At 46.0% G+C, this 23,220-nt stretch carries 14 protein-coding genes; 2 read left to right on the top strand and 12 right to left on the bottom strand.

Annotated features, from left to right (window positions below):
- Nucleotides 1-4 precede the first annotated feature (4 nt).
- Complete coding sequence (locus tag AC787_RS02200; protein WP_054023300.1) at nucleotides 5-1,174, top strand: glycosidase; 1,170 nt, start codon at nucleotides 5-7, stop codon at nucleotides 1,172-1,174.
- Between the two features lie 491 nt (nucleotides 1,175-1,665).
- Here the strand turns inward: AC787_RS02200 and AC787_RS02190 are convergent, their stop codons facing one another.
- From AC787_RS02190 to AC787_RS02135, 12 genes are all read right to left on the bottom strand, one after another.
- Nucleotides 1,666-2,868 (bottom strand): benzoate/H(+) symporter BenE family transporter, encoded by a 1,203-nt coding sequence (locus AC787_RS02190; protein ID WP_082360597.1) that lies wholly within the window; start codon nucleotides 2,866-2,868, stop codon nucleotides 1,666-1,668.
- A gap of 237 nt (nucleotides 2,869-3,105) precedes the next feature.
- Nucleotides 3,106-6,228, bottom strand: coding sequence for a GxGYxYP domain-containing protein (locus tag AC787_RS02185; protein ID WP_054023298.1), 3,123 nt, complete (start codon nucleotides 6,226-6,228; stop codon nucleotides 3,106-3,108).
- Between the two features lie 81 nt (nucleotides 6,229-6,309).
- Nucleotides 6,310-8,496 (bottom strand): hypothetical protein, encoded by a 2,187-nt coding sequence (locus AC787_RS02180; protein WP_054023297.1) that lies wholly within the window; start codon nucleotides 8,494-8,496, stop codon nucleotides 6,310-6,312.
- Nucleotides 8,497-8,511: 15 nt separating this feature from the next.
- Nucleotides 8,512-10,191 (bottom strand): extracellular solute-binding protein, encoded by a 1,680-nt coding sequence (locus tag AC787_RS02175; RefSeq protein WP_235560881.1) that lies wholly within the window; start codon nucleotides 10,189-10,191, stop codon nucleotides 8,512-8,514.
- Nucleotides 10,192-10,250: 59 nt separating this feature from the next.
- Nucleotides 10,251-11,147 carry a carbohydrate ABC transporter permease gene (locus AC787_RS02170; protein ID WP_054023296.1) on the bottom strand — a complete coding sequence of 299 codons (897 nt, stop codon included), beginning with the start codon at nucleotides 11,145-11,147 and terminating at the stop codon, nucleotides 10,251-10,253.
- 13 nt (nucleotides 11,148-11,160) lie between these two features.
- Nucleotides 11,161-12,072 carry an ABC transporter permease gene (locus AC787_RS02165; RefSeq protein ID WP_054023295.1) on the bottom strand — a complete coding sequence of 304 codons (912 nt, stop codon included), beginning with the start codon at nucleotides 12,070-12,072 and terminating at the stop codon, nucleotides 11,161-11,163.
- A 5-nt stretch (nucleotides 12,073-12,077) separates the two neighbouring features.
- Complete coding sequence (locus AC787_RS02160; RefSeq protein ID WP_054023294.1) at nucleotides 12,078-15,167, bottom strand: alpha-mannosidase; 3,090 nt, start codon at nucleotides 15,165-15,167, stop codon at nucleotides 12,078-12,080.
- Nucleotides 15,168-15,422: 255 nt separating this feature from the next.
- A complete protein-coding gene (locus AC787_RS02155) occupies nucleotides 15,423-16,580 on the bottom strand; it encodes a LacI family DNA-binding transcriptional regulator (protein WP_054023293.1) in 1,158 nt (385 codons plus the stop codon).
- A 305-nt stretch (nucleotides 16,581-16,885) separates the two neighbouring features.
- On the bottom strand, nucleotides 16,886-17,959 hold the full coding sequence (locus tag AC787_RS02150; RefSeq protein WP_054023292.1) for a LacI family DNA-binding transcriptional regulator: 1,074 nt from the start codon (nucleotides 17,957-17,959) through the stop codon (nucleotides 16,886-16,888).
- 12 nt (nucleotides 17,960-17,971) lie between these two features.
- Complete coding sequence (locus tag AC787_RS02145; protein ID WP_054023291.1) at nucleotides 17,972-19,261, bottom strand: ABC transporter substrate-binding protein; 1,290 nt, start codon at nucleotides 19,259-19,261, stop codon at nucleotides 17,972-17,974.
- A 17-nt stretch (nucleotides 19,262-19,278) separates the two neighbouring features.
- Complete coding sequence (locus AC787_RS02140; RefSeq protein WP_235560880.1) at nucleotides 19,279-21,123, bottom strand: sensor histidine kinase; 1,845 nt, start codon at nucleotides 21,121-21,123, stop codon at nucleotides 19,279-19,281.
- 34 nt (nucleotides 21,124-21,157) lie between these two features.
- Nucleotides 21,158-21,919, bottom strand: coding sequence for an SDR family NAD(P)-dependent oxidoreductase (locus AC787_RS02135; protein ID WP_054023289.1), 762 nt, complete (start codon nucleotides 21,917-21,919; stop codon nucleotides 21,158-21,160).
- Between the two features lie 291 nt (nucleotides 21,920-22,210).
- On the opposite strand from AC787_RS02135, the gene AC787_RS02130 reads away from it, so the two are divergent.
- Entirely contained in the window at nucleotides 22,211-23,143 is a 933-nt protein-coding gene (locus AC787_RS02130; protein ID WP_054023288.1) for an ArsR/SmtB family transcription factor, read from the top strand.
- Nucleotides 23,144-23,220 lie beyond the last annotated feature (77 nt).

Here is a 23,220-nt window from a genome sequence, read left to right as displayed (position 1 = left end):
TCCAATGAGTAAATTTAATGAACGCAAGCAAATGCTGACAGATCGCTATGAGGCGCTCGTGCAGCGTAAAAACGAGCCTGCAGCATTCGGAAACGGCGTATTTGATCGTTATGTACACCCTGTTCTAACGGCAGAGCATGCTCCGCTGATCTGGAAATATGATTTCAATCCAGAAACAAATCCTTATTTCATGGAGCGACTTGGCGTACATTGCATATTCAATCCCGGTGCTATCTTCTTAAACGGCAAGTTTCATCTCGTAGCGCGCGCCGAGGGCAATGACCGCAAATCCTTTTTTGCAATTGCTGAGAGTGATAGTCCTGTTGATGGATTCCGCTTCTGGAACCACCCTATTCTGCTTCCAGAAACTAGCGATCCGGACATCAACGTCTACGATATGCGCCTCGTTCAACATGAGGATGGCTGGATTTACGGCCTGTTCTGCACAGAGAGAAAAGACCCTTCCGCACCAAAAGGTGATCTATCGAGCGCTATTGCACAATGCGGTATCGTAAGAACGAAGGATCTAAAGCAATGGGAGCGCCTCGCTGATCTAAAAACAGCATCCAACCAACAAAGAAACGTCGTGCTTCACCCTGAATTTGTTGATGGAAAATATGCTTTCTACACTCGTCCGCAGGACGGCTTCATCGACACAGGCTCAGGCGGCGGCATCGGCTGGGGACTATCCGATACAATCGAGAACGCCGTTGTAGAGCGCGAAGTCATTATTGATGAGCGCCACTATCATACGATCAAAGAGGTGAAGAACGGTCAAGGTCCTGCACCGATTAAGACGGATAAGGGCTGGATTCATATCGCTCACGGCGTACGCAATACAGCGGCGGGCTTGCGTTACGTGCTCTATGCTTTCTTGTCCGATTTGCAAGAGCCTAACAAAGTCACACATCGCCCCGGCGGGCATTTGCTAGCACCTGAAGGCATTGAACGGGTCGGCGACGTATCGAATGTAGCCTTCTGCAATGGTGTAATCGCTCAGGAGAATGGCGACGTATTCATTTACTACGCCTCCTCCGACACACGTTGTCATGTTGCAGCAACTACAGTCGATCAATTGCTCGATTACTGCCTAAACACACCTGAAGACCCGCTTCGTTCATACGCATGCGTGGAACAGCGCATCGCCTTAATCGATCGCAACTTACAGCTTTAATCGTCTAAACCGCAGAGGGTGTGTTCCATAAGGTCTTAACAGACTTTATGAAACACACCCTCTTTTATTGTTTCGAAGTACTAGCGCCGCCTAAAACTCATATCACTCTGCCCATAAGTCGATTTACTCTCCTTGGACTGCCTAAGAGTTATCGTACGTTGTAGTTTGTGCAATAGAACACGCTTCGGCCCGGCTGCTTCCAGCGTACACTGCAATTACTGCAATAGAATCACCTATTCATCGCTAAATGAAGGAAACAAGTCGCAATCTATTGCATTTATGCAACGCAGCCAATTTCTTTCTTGCCCATATAAGCTATCTACTGCACAAAGTGCAGTCCAGCAACTACCTCGTATTGTCCCAGAATCAGAAGAAGAAATTAAATTATATGAAACGGCAGAGCATCGAACAGCTATGCGGAAGCAGCGCAGAGAGGAGAGCAAGAAGTTCGCCGATTATTTGCTATCGAAGTATCCTTGGGAATGAGCCTATTATCCTTTTAACTTTTTTTCAGTTCGAAGTGAAGGATTGCTGCGCGTTCCCTCGCCCAGCCATTTCATTGTCACAATACCGATAATTAAGCACCACACTGGAGCAGAAATACCAAGGAAAGATATATTAGCTACCGCAATCGCAAATGTGAACGCTGTTGAATACCGATAAGTCGATTCCGAAAATGCGGATTGAAGACTTTGAATAAATACACCCATTAGCGAGAAGCCCGTTAGCATCCAAATAAAAGATAGCGGGAGTATATTAATGAAGGCGATAACTTTCCAAGCGAATAATCCAAAAATAGATACCAACACTCCTGAGACGATAGCAGCATAAGTACGAGATTCCTTCTTACCTGCTTCTTCGCTGCTGCACAGCATACTCATCATTCCGCCTATATTTACAGTATGTCCGCCCAAGAAACCGACAGCCGCTGTGGCAACACCGGTTATCGTTATCGTTTTGGAAGCAGAAGGCTCATATCCGTTTTTCCGAAGTGCCGCCAAGGCAACGAATAAATCATTGCTAAGCACGAGCATTGTCATAGGCAGCGTCAAGGATAACATGCCGTTTAATGAAAATTCGGGCTGCACCACATGGGGCATCGCGAACGGCAGCGACTCCATCGCCGGAAGATCATAGCCAATCCAAAGAGCTAGCAAGCCCATACAAACAACGCCCAGCACGGGAGGACATCCCTTAAAAAAGCGTGGAAATAAGAAGAAACCTAGCATTGCCATAAATCCAACAAAAGGCGCGTCCTTCATTGCAGGAACGATCTTCACAATATGGCTGAAAATTAAACCCGCTAGCATCGCGTCCATAAGCGGCTTCGGGAGTACGGCAAGCAGCTTATCAGATAAACCTGATAGTCCGAATACAACGAATATGATCCCTGTTAAAATACTTGCGCCAGCAAGCTCCTGCACCGAAAACTGGGTAGCAGACATACTTAAGAAAGCGGCCGCTGTGATGGAATGAGCGCCGCCAAACGGAATTTTGTATTTTAGCGTCAATGCGATATTCAATAGTCCACCAAAAAAATAAACGGCGAACAGCCATGAAATGAGCTCCACAGTCGTAAAACCCGCATTTTCCGCGCTGCTTACAATTAGAACCGCCCCTCCTGTACAAGCGAGCAATGCAGATAAGATACCCGTAAATAGATTTTGATGATTCAGTTTTGCATGTTGTGACATAATCAAATCGCTTCCTAATCTTATAGTTATACTGATTCGTAGTTGTTCAAGTGCTTAAGTATAACCTTTTGAGCGCGATTTGTATCCATCCACTCTCCAAAAGATATCATCATCCGTTGCTGATTCGATCTAGGGAAACAGAAGAAAGCCAGAGATCATATTTACTAACACAATCATATACAAAAGAGGTTGCACCTCCAGTAGATGTCTCTACTGGAGGCACACCCCCTTCAATGGTTATGGTGTCACTGGAGTCCGAACAGACACATGATCCACATGAATGGTTGCCCGATCATCGTACCAAACGCGGAACTGATAGGCATGCCCTGCTACAAAATCAGCCTCAATCACAAAGTCCTGATAGACATCAGCAGAGGTGAAGTACCCTCGAAGAATCGCTCTCTCGCCGACCACCTTATTGCCCGTCCCATCAAAAATATCCAGGTTCAACACACGATTTGAATCGCCTGTATTCGCATCTATCTTGATCCTGAAGCTAACCTTGTGGCCGCCGGAAGGCAGATCGGACACACCCGGTCCGTGCAGCATATGACCCGAACCGTGATCCGCCGTGTTAGCATACCAGCTGTCTCCGTCAGCTGCTCCGGTATTATGACCAAACGCGCTCTCAGCTTCAAATATGCGGTTATCATATTGATCGGAGACAATGATCGGCAGCTCTGCCTCTAGTCCGTTATATGCAGCTTTGACAGTTGCTGCGCCGTTTCCAAGCACCGTCAACACTCCATCTTCACTAATACGAGCAACTTCGCTGCCACTAGCGATCGACCATGCCGCATCTAGTGTTAGATTTACGTCCGGCTTCCCATCCTGAACGGCTCTCCCCCACGCTTGAAGCAGCTTCTCGCCGGAGTCTGCACTAAGTGACAACGACTGAACGTCTCCTCCGCCGAACTTAAAGTATATGCCATCCGTATCGGATATCACCTGCTGGGGCATGTCCAAACGGATATGATCCATCTTGATGTCGGCAGTATCGTCGAAATAAACTCTAAATTCATAAGTGCTTCCAAGCGAGAATGGAACGTCGATAAGCGTAAAATCCTCATAAACGTCCGCGGCTGCAAAGTCGCTTCGCATTAACGCTTTCGAGGCGACTACCTGATCCAAAGTAGGACTGTAAATGTCCAGAAGCGCAACCCGATCGTCTGCTCCCGCAACACTTCCAATCTTCGCCTTAAACGTAACGTCATGGACTCCATTCGGAATATCAGCTACGTAAGGACCGTAAAGCATATGACCCTGACCATGCTGTTCCGTCAAAGCCAACCAGCCGTCTCCGTCCAGCTTCCCCGTATTGTGTCCAAAATCATTCTCCGCTTCATAGATTTTCTGTGCTAGATTGCTTTCCATAATAACGGACACACTATCAATCTTCACGCTCGCATTGCCATCGTACCAGACTCTGAATTCATAGGAATGTCCTAAAACGAAATCAGCCTCCAAGGCAAAGTTCTGATAGGCATTTGCCTTTTGAAATTGCGATCGCAGAACCGCTTTCTCCGCTACTACTTTATTGTCAGTTGCATCAAATATATCGATATTCATAATCCGATTATTGTCCGCATCACGGTTGTCGATCATCGCTTTGATCTTTACCTGATGGCGTCCGGTCTGAATATCCGCAGCGCCCGGGCCGAACAGCATATGTCCTGCCGTATGCTCCGCTCTATTAGCCAGCCAGCCGTCTCCGTCCTGCTTGCCGGTTTGATGCCCAAAATCAGTCTCCGCCTGATACACCTTGTTCGGCGTTTCAGCACTGGTCTGCGGTACTTGCTCCTTAATAAGCTCCGCCATCTCCACCGGTGTAACCACTCTAACATCGTCACCCAGTTGATCGATAACCTCCTTTACGTCGTCCATCGATTTAGACCAAGCATGTACGAGAACGAGCGAGTAGCCTGCTGCACTCTTCGGATTGCGAGGCGCTGCATTGATATGATTAACTACGGATGCATTATCGCTGCCTGCGTTGCCTTCCCACAACATTTCTCTTGGCGTAATAATTGGTTTGCCATTCGACCATTTAAGCGCGCCATTCAGCGCCTTATGATTGCTGTATTCCAAATAAACAACGCCGTCCACATTCGGTTGCGCTGTATATTTGTCCCAAAGCTCAGCATTGTTAAACGCGTTAAAATCGATAACCTCTACAAGTCCCAAATCCATCCTGCCCATATAATCGTTAAGACTGTTCAAATGCTGATCAAGCTCAGCCGCAGGATATCGACTCGGATACATATAACCACCGCCTGATGGTCCTACTACAAAGGCATCTCTTTCGGTCGCATCCTTGTAGTAACGTTCTGCGACGGTGGGAGCCAGATCGATCATGCTTGGCGATATCGCCCAGCCCATATCAAAGCTTCCTCGATTTGCATTGCCGAACCACGGCTTGTCCTTCTCAGCAAGATCGTTCAGCATCCATTGAATATTGTCACCGTCAGACATAACGAATGATACATAATGAACATTGTCCTCCACCGCTGGCAGTGTAGAAGCTTTCTGCTTGAGATCATTTAGCTTAAAGCCGCTGAGCACCGACAAGTTAAAGGCATGATCAGCTGGCAGTGTGAAGATCCCCGCTTCCGAGCTTGGCATAATAAAGCGTTCTTCCCCATTCGAGGCATCGCCCCAGCCGAGTACGACCGAGTCCGGATCAGCGTCAGCCATCACCGTTTTACGGAACTCGCTGTTGCCATCATAAAACGTAAATGCTCCTGTCATTGCAGCATAATCTCTAAGCTTTGGCCCCATTTCTTCCTTCTGCTCGATGAAGAGATTATGTTTGACCTTATCCCAATAATTGGACTTCACCCATGCTTCATCTTTGCCAGAGAGATCCATCACTCGCTTGTAGTCCTTCGCCTTCTTCACATCGCTCTGCTCAACCAGCACAGCGTCCTTGAAATGAGCAAGTGAGGAAGCTGCGTTAATGGAGCTGTCCCCCTTTTTCCAAAGCAAATAACCGTTGAACTCCTTTTTATATTTTTTCAAAAGCTTCCATGGATCATCAAATTCTTTTGTTTTAACGCCATAATGTTGTTTGAGATCCTTCAACCACAGCCCATAGTTTCCTGACTCCGGCAAAATATAGATTTGTTCATCCGTTTTATTTGCAATCAATCCTTGGAGTGTTGCGATCATTACACTTTCCGACTCCGTCATGTCAGCGAGCTTGATCACGTTTAGCTTTTTTGCCTTGTATGCCGCTTTCTCGTAATATGTATCCTTTGGACCCGTATCAGGACGGGGCTTGGCTGCTATAGAGGTTAGACCTGTCAGCATGGAGCCGATCAAGCAAAACGATAACGCTAAAGATAATATACTTTTTCTCATCGTGATCCTCCTTTAATAGGTTCAAAATATAGAAATGCCGGCAACAATTGTATGCTGCCGGCATTTCTTGAATAAGTCGTATTATAATTCCACGTTGACAGCAATTCCTTCAGGTACGCCTGGATAACGAATAAGTACCGTACCTGAATCCACGTCATACTCGAATGAAGCAGTACTCGAACCAGCTGTGACGCTGCGCGGCTCGCCCGGTACACGAAGGCGCGTACTGACGGTGATGTCGGACGGTGACTCTGATACGAACGAGATTTGATTTGCGTTCATCACCTCATCGCGAATACGAGATGAGCTAACGAGAATACTCGATTCCTCTTGCGCCTTGTTCGAGTAATTCAAATCAAACAGCAAGCTGTCCTCGCCCGCTTTGATTTCCACCGAATGCATCACCGGCAAGCTGGGTTCAAATAAATCAACGAACAAGCCCTGAAGGGTAACTGATCCCTCCGCATCCGTCTCGTCGAGCACATGAGTAATGACATAGGGTCCGCGTCTAATATGAAGAGAGGCGCTTTCCTTGTACTCAACCGATTCTCCGCGGATTTCAAGCGACCGTCTTACGGCACGCTTGACGAGTCCAGCCCCAGCATCGGTACGAGACAATACTGCTGGACTTTCTTTGAAGAATAACACAGCACCACTGCCTACCTGATATTCGCCTTCCTCCGGATTGCGGTTCAAGCCTAGTGCTTCAAATAAATGCTCTTCAGGACGAGCGTAGGAACGACGGCTATTCTCGCGGTTCCACCATTCTCGTACGGAGTGATATGGATCCATACCATCACCGACATAGATGAGAATGCCGCCCTCCCTCACCCATTGTCCGATCGCTTGATGAATGCCAGGATGCTCCGGCTTCATAAACTCATAGCTGAGCAGCAGCACCCTGTATCCATCCAAATACCCCGGAAAGGTTAAAATATTGTCGAGCTGCACCGGCCTAAGTGGAATGCCTGACTTGACGAGCGGAAGCGCTAATCCATAAAAAGCGGACCAATCAAGAAGCTCCTTTTGCTCATCACTCAACGCTTCGGTCGTGGTGGTTCCATCATATTTAACGACTTCGCCTTCTTGCTCTCCTTCACTAACAACGTCTCCTCGTTGATACATCGCAGAGTTGGATAAGCAAAGACCAATTCCAGAAGTATAGTCGTCTTCTCCAACAACTTCTTCATGATTGTGCATGTCACGCAGTACATTCATTACCGTCAGTAGCACGGTCGCGTAGTCACCCGGAATCATTTCTTTACCTTTCCCGTCCTCAGTTGGATAGCTGCCCTCAAATACACGGCGCGGCCATGGACATACCTCATACTGCTTAACCTCAGGATGCAGCAGGGAAGCAACCACGGTAGAACGATAGTTTTTGCGATAATCGCTCCAGCTGTATCTAGGGTTATCTTCAATCGGGTCGTGAAGAAACCACATTTCACGCCCTGTTCCCCTCGTAAGCTCCTGCATGATTCCGTATTCCAGATATGCGGTCTCGAAGGTTCGCTCTCGGCGCAGTCCCTTATACACGTTAGGTGTACGCGCTGTTCCCGTCCATATTTGGGCGATGAAGCCGTCACAGCCCGGCATAGAAACAAGCAGCGCCTCGGGACTGATAATTCTCCATTGCGTATAATTGATCAAGCTATGGGTCGGAACATAGAAACGTACAGTTCTGCCGTAGGTTACAAGTGAATACTCCTTCATTTGGCTGCAAAGTCGATCAAGCGCCCGGTAATACATGGCCGCCTTCAACTTAGAAGCCCGATACTGCGCGTCCGGCGAGGAGTGGGGAGGAATCCAATCCTCCCCGTAATAATTCAACCACTCGCGCTTGAACGCCTCCGAGTAACCGGATGCCGCCCAAAACTCTGGCTCCTCCAAATGAATTGCTTCTGCTCCGAAATCGATCGCTCGTTTAATGTGAGACGCCAAATACTCAGCGAAAGCAATGGTCGGAACCATATAAGGAACATCTTTACCATGAAGCAGATGATTGCCGCTGCGGTCCATCTGAGCTTCATCCCAGTGCTCTCGTCCGTCGAAGCGACCGTACAAGTAGTCCTGATACTCCCCCCAGGATACACCCGTCATCAGATGGATTGTATAACCGGCCTTTCTCCAGCCCTCAATTCGCTCAGGCAGATCATTAGAAATTCCGTATACCATGACGAAGTCGGTTCGCAGATCATACTTCGGGCCATATGGCCTCGATTCCTGGAAGCCGGTCCATTCCGACCTCCCTTGCAACTCCTTGCTCAAATCGAGAAACCTCCCTTAGTTAGGCATTCCAAATAGAACAACTTCCTTGCCTTTCAGGTTTTCATTTGTATACTTCATTGCTTCCTCATATCCTGTTTTATTCATCTGTCCGCGAAGATCATTAATGATCTTGAGTGCTGCTTCATCCGATTTCGCGTAGATTGCTTCCTTCCAAACGTCGCCGATTTTGTCCATAGACGGTTTCAGCATTTCCCATTGTGGAGACTTCATCAAGACATCGCCTGGGTTATAAGCTGAAATTACGCTTATGCCATTAGGGCGGAGAATTTTGCGGGCATTTTCCATAGCAGCCAGACGAGACTGATCTGCCCAAATGTCGCCGCCGCCATACGAATTGATACGGTCTTGGCCTGACATGCTTTCGAGGCCGATGCCCATGCCTTCTTTTTTCTTCAACTTGCCTGTTGTATCTTCTGTGAATTTATCAAACCATTCTTTCTTAGCTACTGGTTTGCCGTTTTCCATATCCCAATGAACGCCTTGAACGCCGTATCTTACCAGTAGGAATCCTTCATCAGAAGCAAGATAATCCAGCAAACGAAGCGCTGCGTCCACATTTTTCGATTTTTTCGGGATAACAGTTACGTTATTTCCTTGAATCGAAAGGTCAGCTGGACGGTCTGCAGCAGCACCCGCACGCTCCAATGGACCTAATGGTACATACTCAGAACCTGGATGTGCTTTCACATAATCCTTAGAGGCATCCAGAATTGCTGGATAATGAGCGGCTAGCACGGCAATGCGGCCTTGCTTAATTTTCTCATTTGCAATTGGATCCGTCTGTGTGAACGCTTCAAGATCCAGTAGACCATCAGCAATCAGATTACGATAATAGAGCGTGTAGTCCTCGTATGCTTTGTTAAAGAAGCTGTTCTCCAGCGTTCCGTCTTCTTTTTGCATATAACCGGAGCCATAAAACATCGTGTTGCCGATACCAACAGCCCAGCCGTTATGGAATCCTCCAAGCGGGATCATTGGCAAGCCGCTCTCCTTAAGGTCAGCGTCTTTGATTTTTTGCAGGAAGCTGCGCAGTTCTTCCTTCGTACGAACGGATTGCGGATCTACACCGATCTTCTCGGCAATATCCTTGCGGACGTAGAAGCCATAAAGCCAATCTGTTGCATCTTCAGGCGTTGCCGGGTGGTTCTGGTAAAGCAAAAATTTCTTGCCGTCGTAAGCATCAAAGGCTTTCTCGTAAAGCGCAGGAGGAACGTTGTCCTTCTCAATTGCTTTGGCAAGATTCGGATATTTGTCGAGCTTATCGGACAAATCGACCAATTGATCCTCTTTAGCAGCTTTTATGATGCCATCTAGCTCTCCGCCCCAAGCTGGGCCTGTATAAATATCCGGCAAATCCTGTGTCGCGAAGATAGTATTTAACTTCTCGACCTCGCTGCCTTTCGTATATTCCCATTTAACCGTAACTCCTGTTTTCTCTTTAATTACTTTCTCGATAGCCGTCGTATCTTGATCACTGCCGCTGGAGCCGTTCCAGTTGTGAAGAACTTTGAGTGTCACCTCTTTTTGTTCTTTACCGCTGTCTGGAGTTTCTGTGTTGTTCGACGGCTTATTGACGGCGCCGCCGTTGTTGTTACCGCTACAGCCAAACAGTGTAACCGCCATCAGAGTTACTGCGATCAATGTCGAAGCGCTTTTCCCTCTTTTGTTCTTCATAAAAACCCTCCCGTGAACTGTAATAAAATGAAATATGATAAAGTCCTGATTTCGGACGATTACCCTTTGACCGAGCCAATCATAACGCCTTTGACGAAATAACGCTGCAAAAACGGATAGATACATAAGATCGGAAATACCGTGATAACGAGCAGTGCCATTCGAAGTGATTCCGGCGTTGCCCCTGCCATGTTCATATTGACCGTCTGTCCGCCTTGCTCCGCCGCCCTTTGCATAGAGGAGGAAAGAGCTTCCGCTTCACTCAACAACTCTTGAAGCAGTGTTTGAACGGGAATCATATCTTTATCCGACACATAATAGGTGCCGGTGAACCAATCGTTCCAGTGTGAAACCCCGATAAACAACGAAATTGTAGCAAGAACCGGTCCCGATAACGGCAAAATGATTTTAATAAAAATTTGAAGGTCACCGTATCCGTCTATACGAGCTGATTCCTCCAGTTCCTCCGGAATACCTTGCAGGAACGTTCGTAGAATGACGATATGCATGAAGCTGAACAGCATTGGAATAACGTACACCCAAAAAGTATTTATTAGATGCAGCTTCTGCAACGTGATGAAATACGGAATGAACCCAGCGCTGAAGATCGTCGGTAAAAAAATGTAATACGTAAAAAATGTTCGACCAGGCAGCGATTTTTTGGAAAGCGCGTAAGCCATAAGCGTGCAAAGCAATACGTGCGCTAACGTACCGATTAAGGTGCGGAGCAGCGTAATTTTGTACGCCTGCCAAATCCGGGCATTTTCAAAAACCTCGACATAGTTTTCAAATGTAAATTTACGTGGAAAGAAATAAAGCGCACCCATCATCGAGTCTTTCCCATCGTTAAGCGAGTAGACCAGAATGTAAATAAACGGATAGATCATCGACAAGCCGAATAACGTCAAGAAGATATAATTGAAAAAATTAAATATAGAAAATTGGCGCTTCGCCATATCAAACCTCTCCTTAAAACAGGGATACGTCGCTAACTTTGCGAGCAATTCGGTTGACAGTTACGATAAGAATGAATGCAATAACACTTTGGAATAACCCTACTGCAGCCGCATAACTTAATCGGCCCTCGCCTATTCCGGCACTAATGACATGTACGTCGAGAACACTTCCGATTGCTGCGGTAGCCGGACCACTAAGCAAGAGCAGTTGCTCGTAGCCAGCGCTCATTAAGCTGCCTACCGAGAGTATGAACAAAATTACGGCGATGTTGCGGATACCAGGTAGCGTCACATGCCACATTTGCCGTCTACGTCCTGCGCCGTCGATCTTGGCCGCTTCATAAAGCTGCTGGTCAATACCGGCGATTGCGGCCATATAAATGATAGAGTTCCAACCAATGTTTTTCCAAATGTCAGAGCCTATAATAATTTGATAAAACCACGTCGTGTTATTCATGAACTGAATGGGCTCTACTCCGAAGACACCAAGCAATTCGTTGATTGGACCTCCAGATGGAGTCAGAAGCCGCTGCATCAGCGTGACAACGACGATCCACGAAACGAAATACGGTAAATACGAAAGCGTTTGCACTGTTTTCTTGAATTTTACGTTGCGAACCTCATTTAATAGGATAGCCAATAGGATTGGCATCATAAATCCAATAAGAAGCTTCGAGAGACTGATAATAATAGTATTGCGGATAATTTCGAATGACTGATAATAGGAGAAAAACTGCTCAAAGTATTTAAATCCTGCCCAGGGGCTTCCAGTGAAGCCCCCGGAGAACATGAAATCACGAAAAGCAACTTGTATACCAAAGAGAGGAACGTAGGAGAAAAGGAAAAACCAGATGATGCCCGGCAGCATGAACAAATAAAATACTTTGTGCCGCCATATTCGTTTCCACAATACTGATTCGGTCATATGTTTTACCTCCTTGCCAAACGGATCGTTTTTATTTCAAATGGAGTAAAGGCTAGGTGGAAAGCCCCTTCCTCCGCATAGATTCTATCGATGGGAACTTCCATCAAATCAGTAAGCCATGCTTCCGTTGGATTTATATCTGCAATGAGTCGTGCTTTTAGGTGAGTTCCTGCTGTCTCGTATAAACGGATAATTAGTTCGTCGCTGTCTTCAGCTTGTTTGACCGTTTCAACCATAACGTTTGAATGATCCACACTGAAAAATGATTTTGCTGCTGGCAGATTCCTTGCCGTGTCGTTTGTGGTCATGCGAACCGAACGCAGCGGAACGTTAAGCTCATATCCACGCTTATAAACCTCCGCCTGAACATGATCCCCTTTATGCGGATACAAGGAGTAAGTAAAGAGATGTTCTGCTAGGTCGGCTTCCGGATCTGGATAAGACGTACTGCGCAAAAGATTTAAATCCAGAACATTTTGCCAAGCACGATGTCCGTATTTGCAATCATTAAGCAGCGCGACCCCATAATCTGACTCCGAAAGATCAATCCATTGATGTGCGCATATTTCATCCTTCGCATAATCCCACAGCGTATTGCGATGTGTAGGCCGTTTCAAGTAGCCGAACTGAATTTCGCAGCTCGCGCTGTCCGTACGAATATTGACTGGGAAAGATGTGCGCAGCATTTTGGCAGATTCCTTCCAATCGACTACCGTAGCGAAATCAATGCGGCGGCTGCCATGAGTCAGGATGACCTTCTGTGTCATTGTTGACTGACCGAATTTATAAACGAGCAGCAATCCTACCGTTGGTCCATCTTGAAATGCTGATGATTCGGAAGGCTGAAGCGGCACTCCCCCCGAGAGGCGGTAATCTTGTTTAATATCCCATGCGTCGCCCTCATCATGATACAGGCTCATTTCATTCGCCTTCTGACCCTGCGGAATGATTTCCCTGCCAAGCTCCTTATCGATGATTGAAACAATGGTAAAGTCGTCCGCGAACGTAACAGATAACAAATCATTTTCCATTATCCGGTCGATAGCCGATGCCCTCATATCGGGAAAAAGGTTGTACGCTGCATCTAACTCTTGTGTCGCGATAACTTCTATTTCAACTTCCGCTTCAGCAGCTGCCGTCTCAGCAAGCACAAGTGCATGCGTATCAGCATTTGCCACAGCATATCCCATAGCAGGAACACGAACCAGCTGCCAACTGCCATTCTGCTGAGTCCATTCCTCACGCTCCCATGACAGGGAGTTAAAGATAACATCGGAGCCTTTCTCTCCCGGTACGGATTCCGCAACCGCTTCGTATGCCTCTGCAATTAATTGCTCGACACGACCTAGCAGTATAGCGTATCGCTCCAACGACTCGTCGTATACGCGCTTGATAGAGGAGCCCGGTAAAATATCATGGAATTGATAGAGCAGCACTTCTTTCCATATCGTTTCCAACTCCTGCGAAGGATAAGGTTTGCCCTTCGTCGTTTCTGCCAATATGGCCGCGTATTCGAGCTCGCGCAGTGCTTTCTCAAGCTTTCGGTTATATCGTTTGTTGCGCGCCTGACTCGTAAGCGTTCCTTGATGCCGCTCCAGATAAAGCTCTCCGGACCATACTTGGTAACGATCAGAGCCGACTGCGAGCTTCTCGAAAAACCGTGAAGAAGGCTCTTGAATGACTGGGCTAAGGCCGAGTAAATCTTTCTCTCGCTGCAATCTCTCGAGATGCTCCTCGCCAGGACCGCCTCCACCATCGCCGATTCCGAACAACATGAGACAATTCTCCGATACGTTTTTGTCCATATATTCATTCTCTGCTTTCACAATTGAACGAGGCGCGGCCGGACTGTTATAAGTATCCTCAGGCGGCATATGGGTCAGAACGCGCGAGCCATCGATTCCTTCCCAGTGGAAAGTATGATGAGGATGGCGGTTGTAAACGCTCCAAGACAGCTTCTGCGTCATCATGTAATCCACGCCTGATTTCTTCAAAATTTGAGGCAAGCTAGCTGTGTACCCAAATACGTCCGGCATCCATAGCGACTTCATCTCCTGACCGAACTCTGCTTGGAAATACCGTTTTCCGTAAAGGATTTGACGGATCAGCGCTTCTCCGCTTGGCACATTCGTATCCGATTCAACCCACATCGCGCCTTGCAGCTCCCAACGGCCTTCTTGCACACGCTCTTTGATGCTCGCATACAGCTTCGGATAATGAATTTTCATCCAATCATAAAGCTGAGGCTGACTTGCTCCGAAGATGTAGTCAGGGTAACGCTCCATCATCCGCAGCACCGTTGAAAAAGTGCGAGCTCCTTTGCGAATCGTTTCACGGATAGGCCACAGCCAAGCCAAATCCATATGCGCGTGGCCGACAGCGCTAATCGTAAGTACCGGATCGCCGCCGCGTTTATCGAGCTGCTCCCGCAGCAATTGTGATGCTTGGGCAACTCTTTCGTCGCTTAAAGATGTCAGTATGTGGGATGCCTCATACAAGGATTGAAATATGCGTGCTCTGCGCGCTGATCCTTCAGGCAAACGATCAGCCGTCTCCAGCAATACTTCAGCGTCATAATAAAGCTGATGAATATTTTCGCGGCAGATCGCGACTTGGGCTTCTTTTAACGTACCGCTTCGGAACCGGCCAAACAGGTCATTGCAGCCTGCGTCGCCCCACAAATCAATTTCTTCATCCCCTTGCGAGTTTTCACTGATGTGCACAACTCTCTTGCCAGGAAGGCCAAGACTATAATCAAACTCGGAATTGATATTCGTAAGCCCCTGAGTAGGGGTTCCCTCTTCATTTACCAGACAAAGCTCGCCATTTACATCGATAAGCAGCACGATCTTAGAACCCTTCGCCTCCGGCGGTACTTTCCCGCTAAAGTGAAACCAAGCACAGTCCCAAAGATTGCCCCAGCGGTCTCCCGCAGCTAGTTCGATTTTTCGGCCTGATTCCCTATTCTCGTAAGAAACTGGTTCCTCAGTGACCCAAGCGGTTACTTTCAATTCCGTGAGCGGCTTGTAGATTTGTTCCTTCAATCGGTCCAGCAAAGACTTCAATTGCTCCGTTCTCACTTTTTCGTATGGCATTTGTAGGTCTCCTTTTTCATCCAGTTCTATATTTCATACAGGTTTTCTCCCATACATGCCTACCGACTTCGCTATGTTAGCGTTTTCAAATCGTCCTTGTGAATCTATTCAAAACTTCGATATATGACCTTTGCAACCGAGCTTTGTAACGATCGGCTTACTCCTAATATAATATATAGATTGAATATATTCAATATATAAATAAAAAAATCTTTTCCTTTTCGGAAAAGATCCTCTATTTATACGTTTATTCGATTATTGGATCGGTTTCGGTCCCGTTGTTTGGCTGATAACCAACTCAGGGTTTAGCAGCGTTTTGCTATATCTGTTGTTTGGGTCCACTCCATTTTCAATAATGTTAATCAATGTGCTTGCCGCACGATAACCCATCTCATGCTCAAACTGATTAATATGGGTAAACATGCTGAACTCGTCTACGATGGACGTCGGATCATCAAAGCTTATAATCGATAAATCCTCAGGAACACGCAAACCTGCTTGCCGCGCCATTTGATAAATTCGAACGGCCAGCCTACCATTAAGTGTAATATACGCCGTAGCCATTCGATTGCGAATATAGCGGTATAACGGGTGCTTCTCCGCATCCTTTAGGCTGGTTACAAGAAAGTCAGTAATGATATGAGCAGGGTTAATGAGCGCACCTTTGTTTTTTAAGGCGTCCATATAGCCCTCAATTCGCTCCTGCACCGTGATCGTCTGCAAAGGAGAATCCGAACAAATCGCAATTTCCCGATGACCAAGATCCCACAAATATTCGACTGCAAGACTTGTTCCAAGCCTACCGTCCGCAGCGATATAATTGGTTTCTACACCTGGCAGAAAACGATCGATAAGTACAAAGGGGTATCCATTGAACTTCATATTTAATATTTCTTCGTTATAATTTTCTTCATCTACCGGAAACACAAGCAAGCCGTCCGTTCCCATTTCCTTAAGTGTTTTAAACGCTTCTTTTTCTTTATCGACATCGCCATCAGACAGCAAAATCATAGTTCGATAGCCTTTTTCTCGAAGTGCCTTTTGTACTCCCTCAACTAAACGAATGGCAAAATAATCATAAATAGATGGCATAACAAGACCGATAATGCGCGTCCTATTCTCGATTACCACCCTCTCTAAGCCGATAGCCTGCGCAGTCGGCGCCACTTCTTCTACTTCTATCGGTTCGTCGCTGCTGACGAAACTACCTTTGCCTGGCACTCGGGAAATAATTCCATCGTTCGCAAGTCCGACCATCGCATTCACAACAGTAATTTTACTGACGTTAAACAGCTTCATTAGATCTTTTTCGGTCGGAATGCGGTCCCCCGCTTTCAAACCCTCCGTAGCAATCAACTCGCGGATATAATCCTGAATTTTCTGGTAAAGCGGAGTACGGACTGTTGAATTCATTTGCTATCACCAAGCTCCATATTAATATTTGTAATATATAATATATGCTTGCATCTTTTTAGGCAATACCTACATCTTTGTCGAAATAAGCGAATTCCCCTTCTTTGGAACCAAAGAAAACGCCTATTTAATACTATATCCCTATAAATCAGACGAAATTAACCACTTTTCTTGTCGAATACCGCGAAATTTGTATATATAATATATACAATATATATTTTTAATTGTATTCAAAATCCCCGCTGATATGACGAATGGTACACAATTAATCAAGTTGAGCCTCATTCAGCAAAATATGCCCTACGTTATGCTTTTACTTGCGCTGTTGACTCTCGGTATAAGATCTCACCAGCTACAAGCAGCTTCTCCATTGGCTCTTGCTTATTCGTTATTCGGCTAATCAGTCTCTCTACTGCACGCTTACCAAGCGCTTCCTTAGGTACATGTACCGTCGATAAAGCAGGTGTCATGCGATAGGAATCTTCAATGTTGTCGTAGCCTGTAACTGACACTTCTTCCGGCACCGCGATACCAAGCTCCTTCAAAGCGTCAATCGCACCGATACCGATCATATCATTTGCGCAGAGTAGCGCCGTTGGCATCGTTTTTGCTTTAAGTCTTTTGACTGCCCACTGCTTTATCGGCTCTTGGAACTGCTCATGCTCAAAGCCTTCAACTGGAAGATAACAATCATTGTTCATTGAAAAGCGAGGCTCTACTAAAACTTGCTCCTCCAGTGCGCTGCGGAAGCCAAGAAAACGATCCTTAAAGCTTCGCGAATAGTTCATATCACCGATAAAGCACAGCTGTGTATGTCCCTTGCCAATCAAATGTTTGGTCAAGCGGTACATTGAATCATAATTGTTCGTAAACACCGTATCACTAGGAATCAGCATATCCTCATGATCTACGAGCACCATCGGCAATCCGATGCGATGCACCTCAAGCAGCAGCGGAGTCGAAATTTCTCCAACGCCGATGAGTCCCAATATACCGTTCGGGTTCAAGAAATGTAGAAAGTGATCGACGCTTTGCTCTGACACAATGACCATGCCATAACCATACTCTTCTAATCTCGAGGCAATCCCATCGAGGATTCTTCCCCAATACAGCGAATCCTTCGTTTGGAAGCGGATATTTGGCATTAGCACGAGCACCGATTGTTTGCCCGCGGCAGGCGTTTTGGGAAGCTGCTCGAGCTTCATCGTTTTCACATAGGCATTCTTTTGCGTAAAATAACCTAACTGCGATGCCGCTTGAATAACCCGCTCCTGTGTTGCCTCACTGACGCCGCCTTTGCCGGAGAGCGCCTTCGAGACAACAAACTTTGATACACTTAAATAATCAGCTATTTGCTGCATCGTAACCTTTTTTGACATGGGTAGTTCACCTTAGCTTTCGGTAATGGTTCGCGCTTCTTTCCAGCGCCTATTGTATTCGGTAAACACCTTCTGCAAATCAGGAGAGGCAATCCACTCTTGAATGTAATCGCCAGACCAAAATGCAATTTGAGCGGTATTCGCAATTTCAAGCAAGAGGTCGTTTGGCATCCTTCGTTCCAAAAACTCGATGTTGAACGATAAAAACTGTTGAAACTGCGGCAAGGAAGGCTGCTTATTCTCAATCACAGGCAAAAAGCCGGAATCATCAACATAACCAGACTCGTTTACAAAAAATTTGACCCACGCCTCGGCGAGTTCCTTGTTCTCGCTGAATTTGCTTACGCCAACAAACCAATCTGGACTTAGCGGCGCGAAACGCTTCTCACTGTTATCATAAGGGAATGGAAAAAAACCGATATCTTCCGATTTTGCGCCCGCAGCGATGACCTGATTGATTACCCAATTTCCCATTAAATACATGGCGGCTCTACCGTCGGCAAGCTCCTTTTTTGACGTTTCCCATTGATTTGTGAGCAGCTGATTTTCCACATAACCTTTTGAAATTAATGTTTTGACAATGGAAATCGCCTGTCCCCAAGCGTTGTCTATCGTCCATGGCTCGTCCATAATAACCATATTATTCAAATAATCAGCATTACCCGTCATATAGCTCACTAAATCCTCGCCCCAAGTCATGAGCGGCCACTGAGCACCATAGTTCAGGTAGACAGGCACGATACCCGCTTTCTTCAACTTCTCGCATGCTGCGTAAAACTGCTCCAAGGTCGTTGGAATTTGTGTAATTCCCGCCTTTTTGAAAGCTTGCTTATTGTATACAATCCCTGTCGTTGAAGCGCCGGTAGCAATGCCAAAGCGTTCACCACCATAAGCTTTAAAGTCTGCAAAATGAATATGCTCGAACAAATTGTCACTTAGCGGCTCAAAATAATCAGGCAGGTTTTCATTTTTAATATTGTTTGGCAGCAGCAGCACATCGCCTAAGCTGCGCGTCGATAGGCGCAGCATAATATCGCTGGCGTAATTCGATAAACCTTCGAATTTCACCGTTACGCCAGGATTAAGCTGTGCAAATTGATCGGCATATTTTTGAAATTCGCCATTCTCAATCAGATCGACGCGATTGGTCATCACATTAATAGTCACATTTTGGCCAACTTGCTCCTCTTTCTTAGCGGACGCCTTTTCCATAGTGCTGTTGCCTCGGCCCTTCTGACACCCCGTCAAGCTTATGCCGCACAAAAGAACAATGAGCAGTAGCACACACATGTATTTGTTCATTCAGCGTCTCTCCCTCTTTATAGTGGAAACTGTAAAATAACCTCGGTGCCTTTATCCCGTTCACTGGCCACCTTCAATCCATACGCGTTTCCGTAGGAGAGCTTGATACGCTCATTTACATTTTTCAAGCCAATTCCGCCTGATTTGCGCTTTACGATCGCTTCCTCCGATCCTGCGAGCGAACCGTTTAGACGATCTAATGTATCCTCATCCATGCCAAGCCCATCGTCTTTTATGCGAAGCAATACACCATGCGGCGTGCGCTCGCTGCTCATATCAATTCTCATCGAGGCCTTATTGTCATCCATGCCGTGATAAATCGCATTTTCGACAATTGGCTGCAGCACTAGCTTGATCATGGGATACTTCCACATGTCATCCGTTATACTAATTTCTAAATGGAATCGGTTCGGGTAACGATAATTAAGCATTTCCACATAGTTGCGCATATGCAGAACTTCGTTCTCAAGCGTTACTTCCTCATGCAAATCGCTTATGCTGTACCGCAGCAGCTTCCCGAGTATGGCGATCATATCCGCCGCGATCTGATCGTCGTTAAGCTCAGCAGCCATTCGTATAGACTCGAGCGTATTATACATGAAATGCGGATTAATCTGGCTTTGCAGCGCATGCAGCTCAGCTTCCTTCTTCTTCGTTTCCATCAAATAAATGTCCTGAATAAGGTGGTCGATTCGGACAATCATCCGGTTGAACTGATTGCCAAGCTGACCCACCTCATCTCGGTATTTAACTTGGAATTGAACGTTAAAGTCACCCTCCTGCACGTTTTTCATCAATCGCATCATTTTGCGGAGCGGATTCGTTAGGGCAAATGAAAAAACTACCGATATGAAAAGCGCGACTATAATCGTAATAATCGTAGCAATCCAGGTTACGTTGCGAATGACAACGGCATCCTTCGTTAACTCACTGTCCGGAATGGCGGTCATAACCTTCCATTTCGTATTTGGCGAGGTTGTATAAATATATAACCGATTAACGCCGTCACGTTCAAAATAAAAGCTTCCTTTGGTGCCCTTTGCTTGGGCTACCGTAGGATCATTCATAATGTTCGTCGCCATTCGCTGCTTGTCGCTGTCATAAACAACATTGCCAAGCTCATCGATGATCACCGATTTTCCATTTGTCACCTTATCCAGCTCACTCATTTGATCCTCGATGACGCTAATATTCGCATCCACCGCAATCATGCCGATAGGCTTAAGCGATTTATCAATTACCTTGCGAACGACTGTAAACGCATACTTAATACTCTGCAAATTGCTCGTGTATTTTTGCGTGCTAAACAGTCTTGCTTCACCGCCAGAAGTATTAATGAGCTCTCGCCATTTCTCATAGCTCTCCTTCACGTTAAGCCGAATGCCGCCGCCTGCCGTTGAATAATACCCATTGTCGAACTGATCAAAAATATAAACCGAGTTGGCGCCTCGTTTTATCGTATTGATGAACGAAATATTGCCCTCGATGCCTCGCTGGATTAAGAGCAGCAGATCAAAATCATCAGGTACTTGATTGCTGTTATCGATCGACGTTTGCTGCCTTTTCTCGTAATAGCTGTTCGAGAGAATCAAATTTTGTTTAATATCATTCTGGTACGCAGGAATGGAAGATATACGAATCATATCCTCGATGTAATCGTCTACTCGAATCATCATGTTTTCAAGCATTTTGGTCGAATAAACAATCGTTTTCTCCTCAATTGAACGCGAGTAATTGCTATATGAGATGTAGCCTATAAACGATAACGGCAGCGTGATTAGAAGCAGGAAAACGATAAACAGCTTTCCCTCCATTCTCATGCCGCCTAAAGCTGCCCATATGCGCCACAATCGTTTTCTCAAGCTCAAGCTCATCCTTCCTCATAACTCCCTAATCCTAAATGGCAGGCATGACATTTCCGCCGTTCACAGGAATATAGGCACCCGTAATGAAGCTAGCCAAGTCCGATGCCAGAAACGCGACCGTATTGGCAATTTCTTGATCCGTTCCTCTACGCTTAAGCGGCACGTTTTGTGCGTATGCAAGGTTTTCCTCAGTACCGCTTGCACGATCGCGATCACTGATGGTCCATCCCGGTGCAACCTGATTTACCGTAATTTGATGCTCCCCAGCTTCTTTGGCTAATACGCGATAGACGCCATCCATCCCGCGTTTGCCAGCTGTATAAGCAGATTGACCTGCAAAATTTTGCATCGAGCACTCGGTGTTGATGCCAATTACTCTACCGCTGCCCCGCTCGATCATTGACGGCACAAAAGCTTTGGCTAGAAAGACGCTTTGCAAAACGCAGGATTCAAATTGACTAACATAATCAGCAATAGGCTGTTCAAGAATACTTGTCCACTGATACTGGATGACCGCGTTAGCGACAACGATGTCTACGTGGCCAAGCTTTTCTGTCACCTTAGCCTTCATCTCATTAATATGCTGCTCATTTGTTACATCGGCCTGCACGATCATAGCTTTTCTTCCCATAGCCGTAATTTCCATCTGCAATTCTTTTGCCTTAGCCTCGTTATTATTGTAATGCAGCACGATGTTAGCGCCGCAGCTTGCGAGCGTACGTGCCATAACCCGTCCCAAATCGCCAGTAGCTCCTGTAATTAACGCCGTTTTATTAGAAAGATCAATTTGCATGAATAAGGTCACCTTTCTTTATCGAAACTGATTTGTTATATCATTTACTAATAATTATGCTACCAAAAAATAAACATTTTATAAAGCTTATCCCCAAAAAAATGAATTTGCACACACAAGTAAACGATACAGCGAATTAATTTACATTTTAGTTATCTTCTTCATAACATACATCGGCTATATTAAGCAATATTCCTTGTGATTTCGACTTTTTTCATGTATATTACAGTCTATAGCCTACACTAAACATTCACATATGTATTAATAATAACTCTAATTCGGAGGTAACCCTTGAAAATCGAGCTATCAGAGCAAAGCCTGCCTATATTTGAGGCTATATCAAGTAATGTACGTATCCAGATGATTCACCTACTCTCCAAAAAATCAATGAACATTCGTGAGCTTGCAGAGGCTTTGGGCTTAAGCAGCGCCATCATGACGATGCACGTGAAGAAGCTGGAGAAGGCCGGAATTATCAAATCGGAAATGACGCCTGGCAAAGGCGGTGCCGCTCAGAAGGTATGCTCGCTTAGCATGGATGGACTTGAAATCGCTTTTCCACGCAAGGACGTCGTTCAACGCGAATCAAGAAGAACTGAAGTTTCTATCGGACACTATACCGATCTCAACATCGTTCCTACTTGCGGCATTTGCACGACGGAAAAGGTTATCGGTATTTTCGATGATCCGCGCTATTTTCTTGATCCAGATCGCGTCAACGCCAAAATTTTATGGTTTTCGCAAGGCTATATCGAATACAAAATTCCTAACTTCCTTTTAACGAGCGAAAGTCCGGACGAGCTTGAAATTTCGATGGAAATTTCGTCGGAAGCCCCACTCACCAACATGAACTGGCCTTCGGATCTTACGTTCTTCTTTAATGGTGTAAAAGTTGGAATGTGGACGAGCCCTGCCGATTATGGCGGAAAAGGCAAGCTTAATCCACCGTGGTGGTTTGATGATGTCAACCAATTCGGTTTGTTGAAGCGACTGATTATTAAGAAGGATGGCACATACATGGATGGCATTAGGCTCTCAGACGTGAGTCTCGACCAGATTGATATTAGCAACAGTCACTGGACGTTCCGTATTGCAATTTTGGAGGATGCTGAGCATATCGGCGGCTTTACTTTATTCGGCTCTGGATTCGGAAACTATAATCAAGATCTCATTTTCAAACTGTACTATACGAAGCTCGCACAAGAAGATCGCGCACCTGTTTAACCCAGTATATAGGAAGAAGAGGAGCCCTAGCTTGGGGCTCCTCTTCTTTAACTCGATTGCGCTGATTTATTCCAGAC

It is taken from the genome of Bacillus sp. FJAT-28004, assembly GCF_001280845.1.
GTDB lineage: Bacteria > Bacillota > Bacilli > Paenibacillales > Paenibacillaceae > Pristimantibacillus.
Note: the sequence above shows the minus strand (reverse complement) of the source record. Positions and strands in the feature narration are given on the sequence as shown.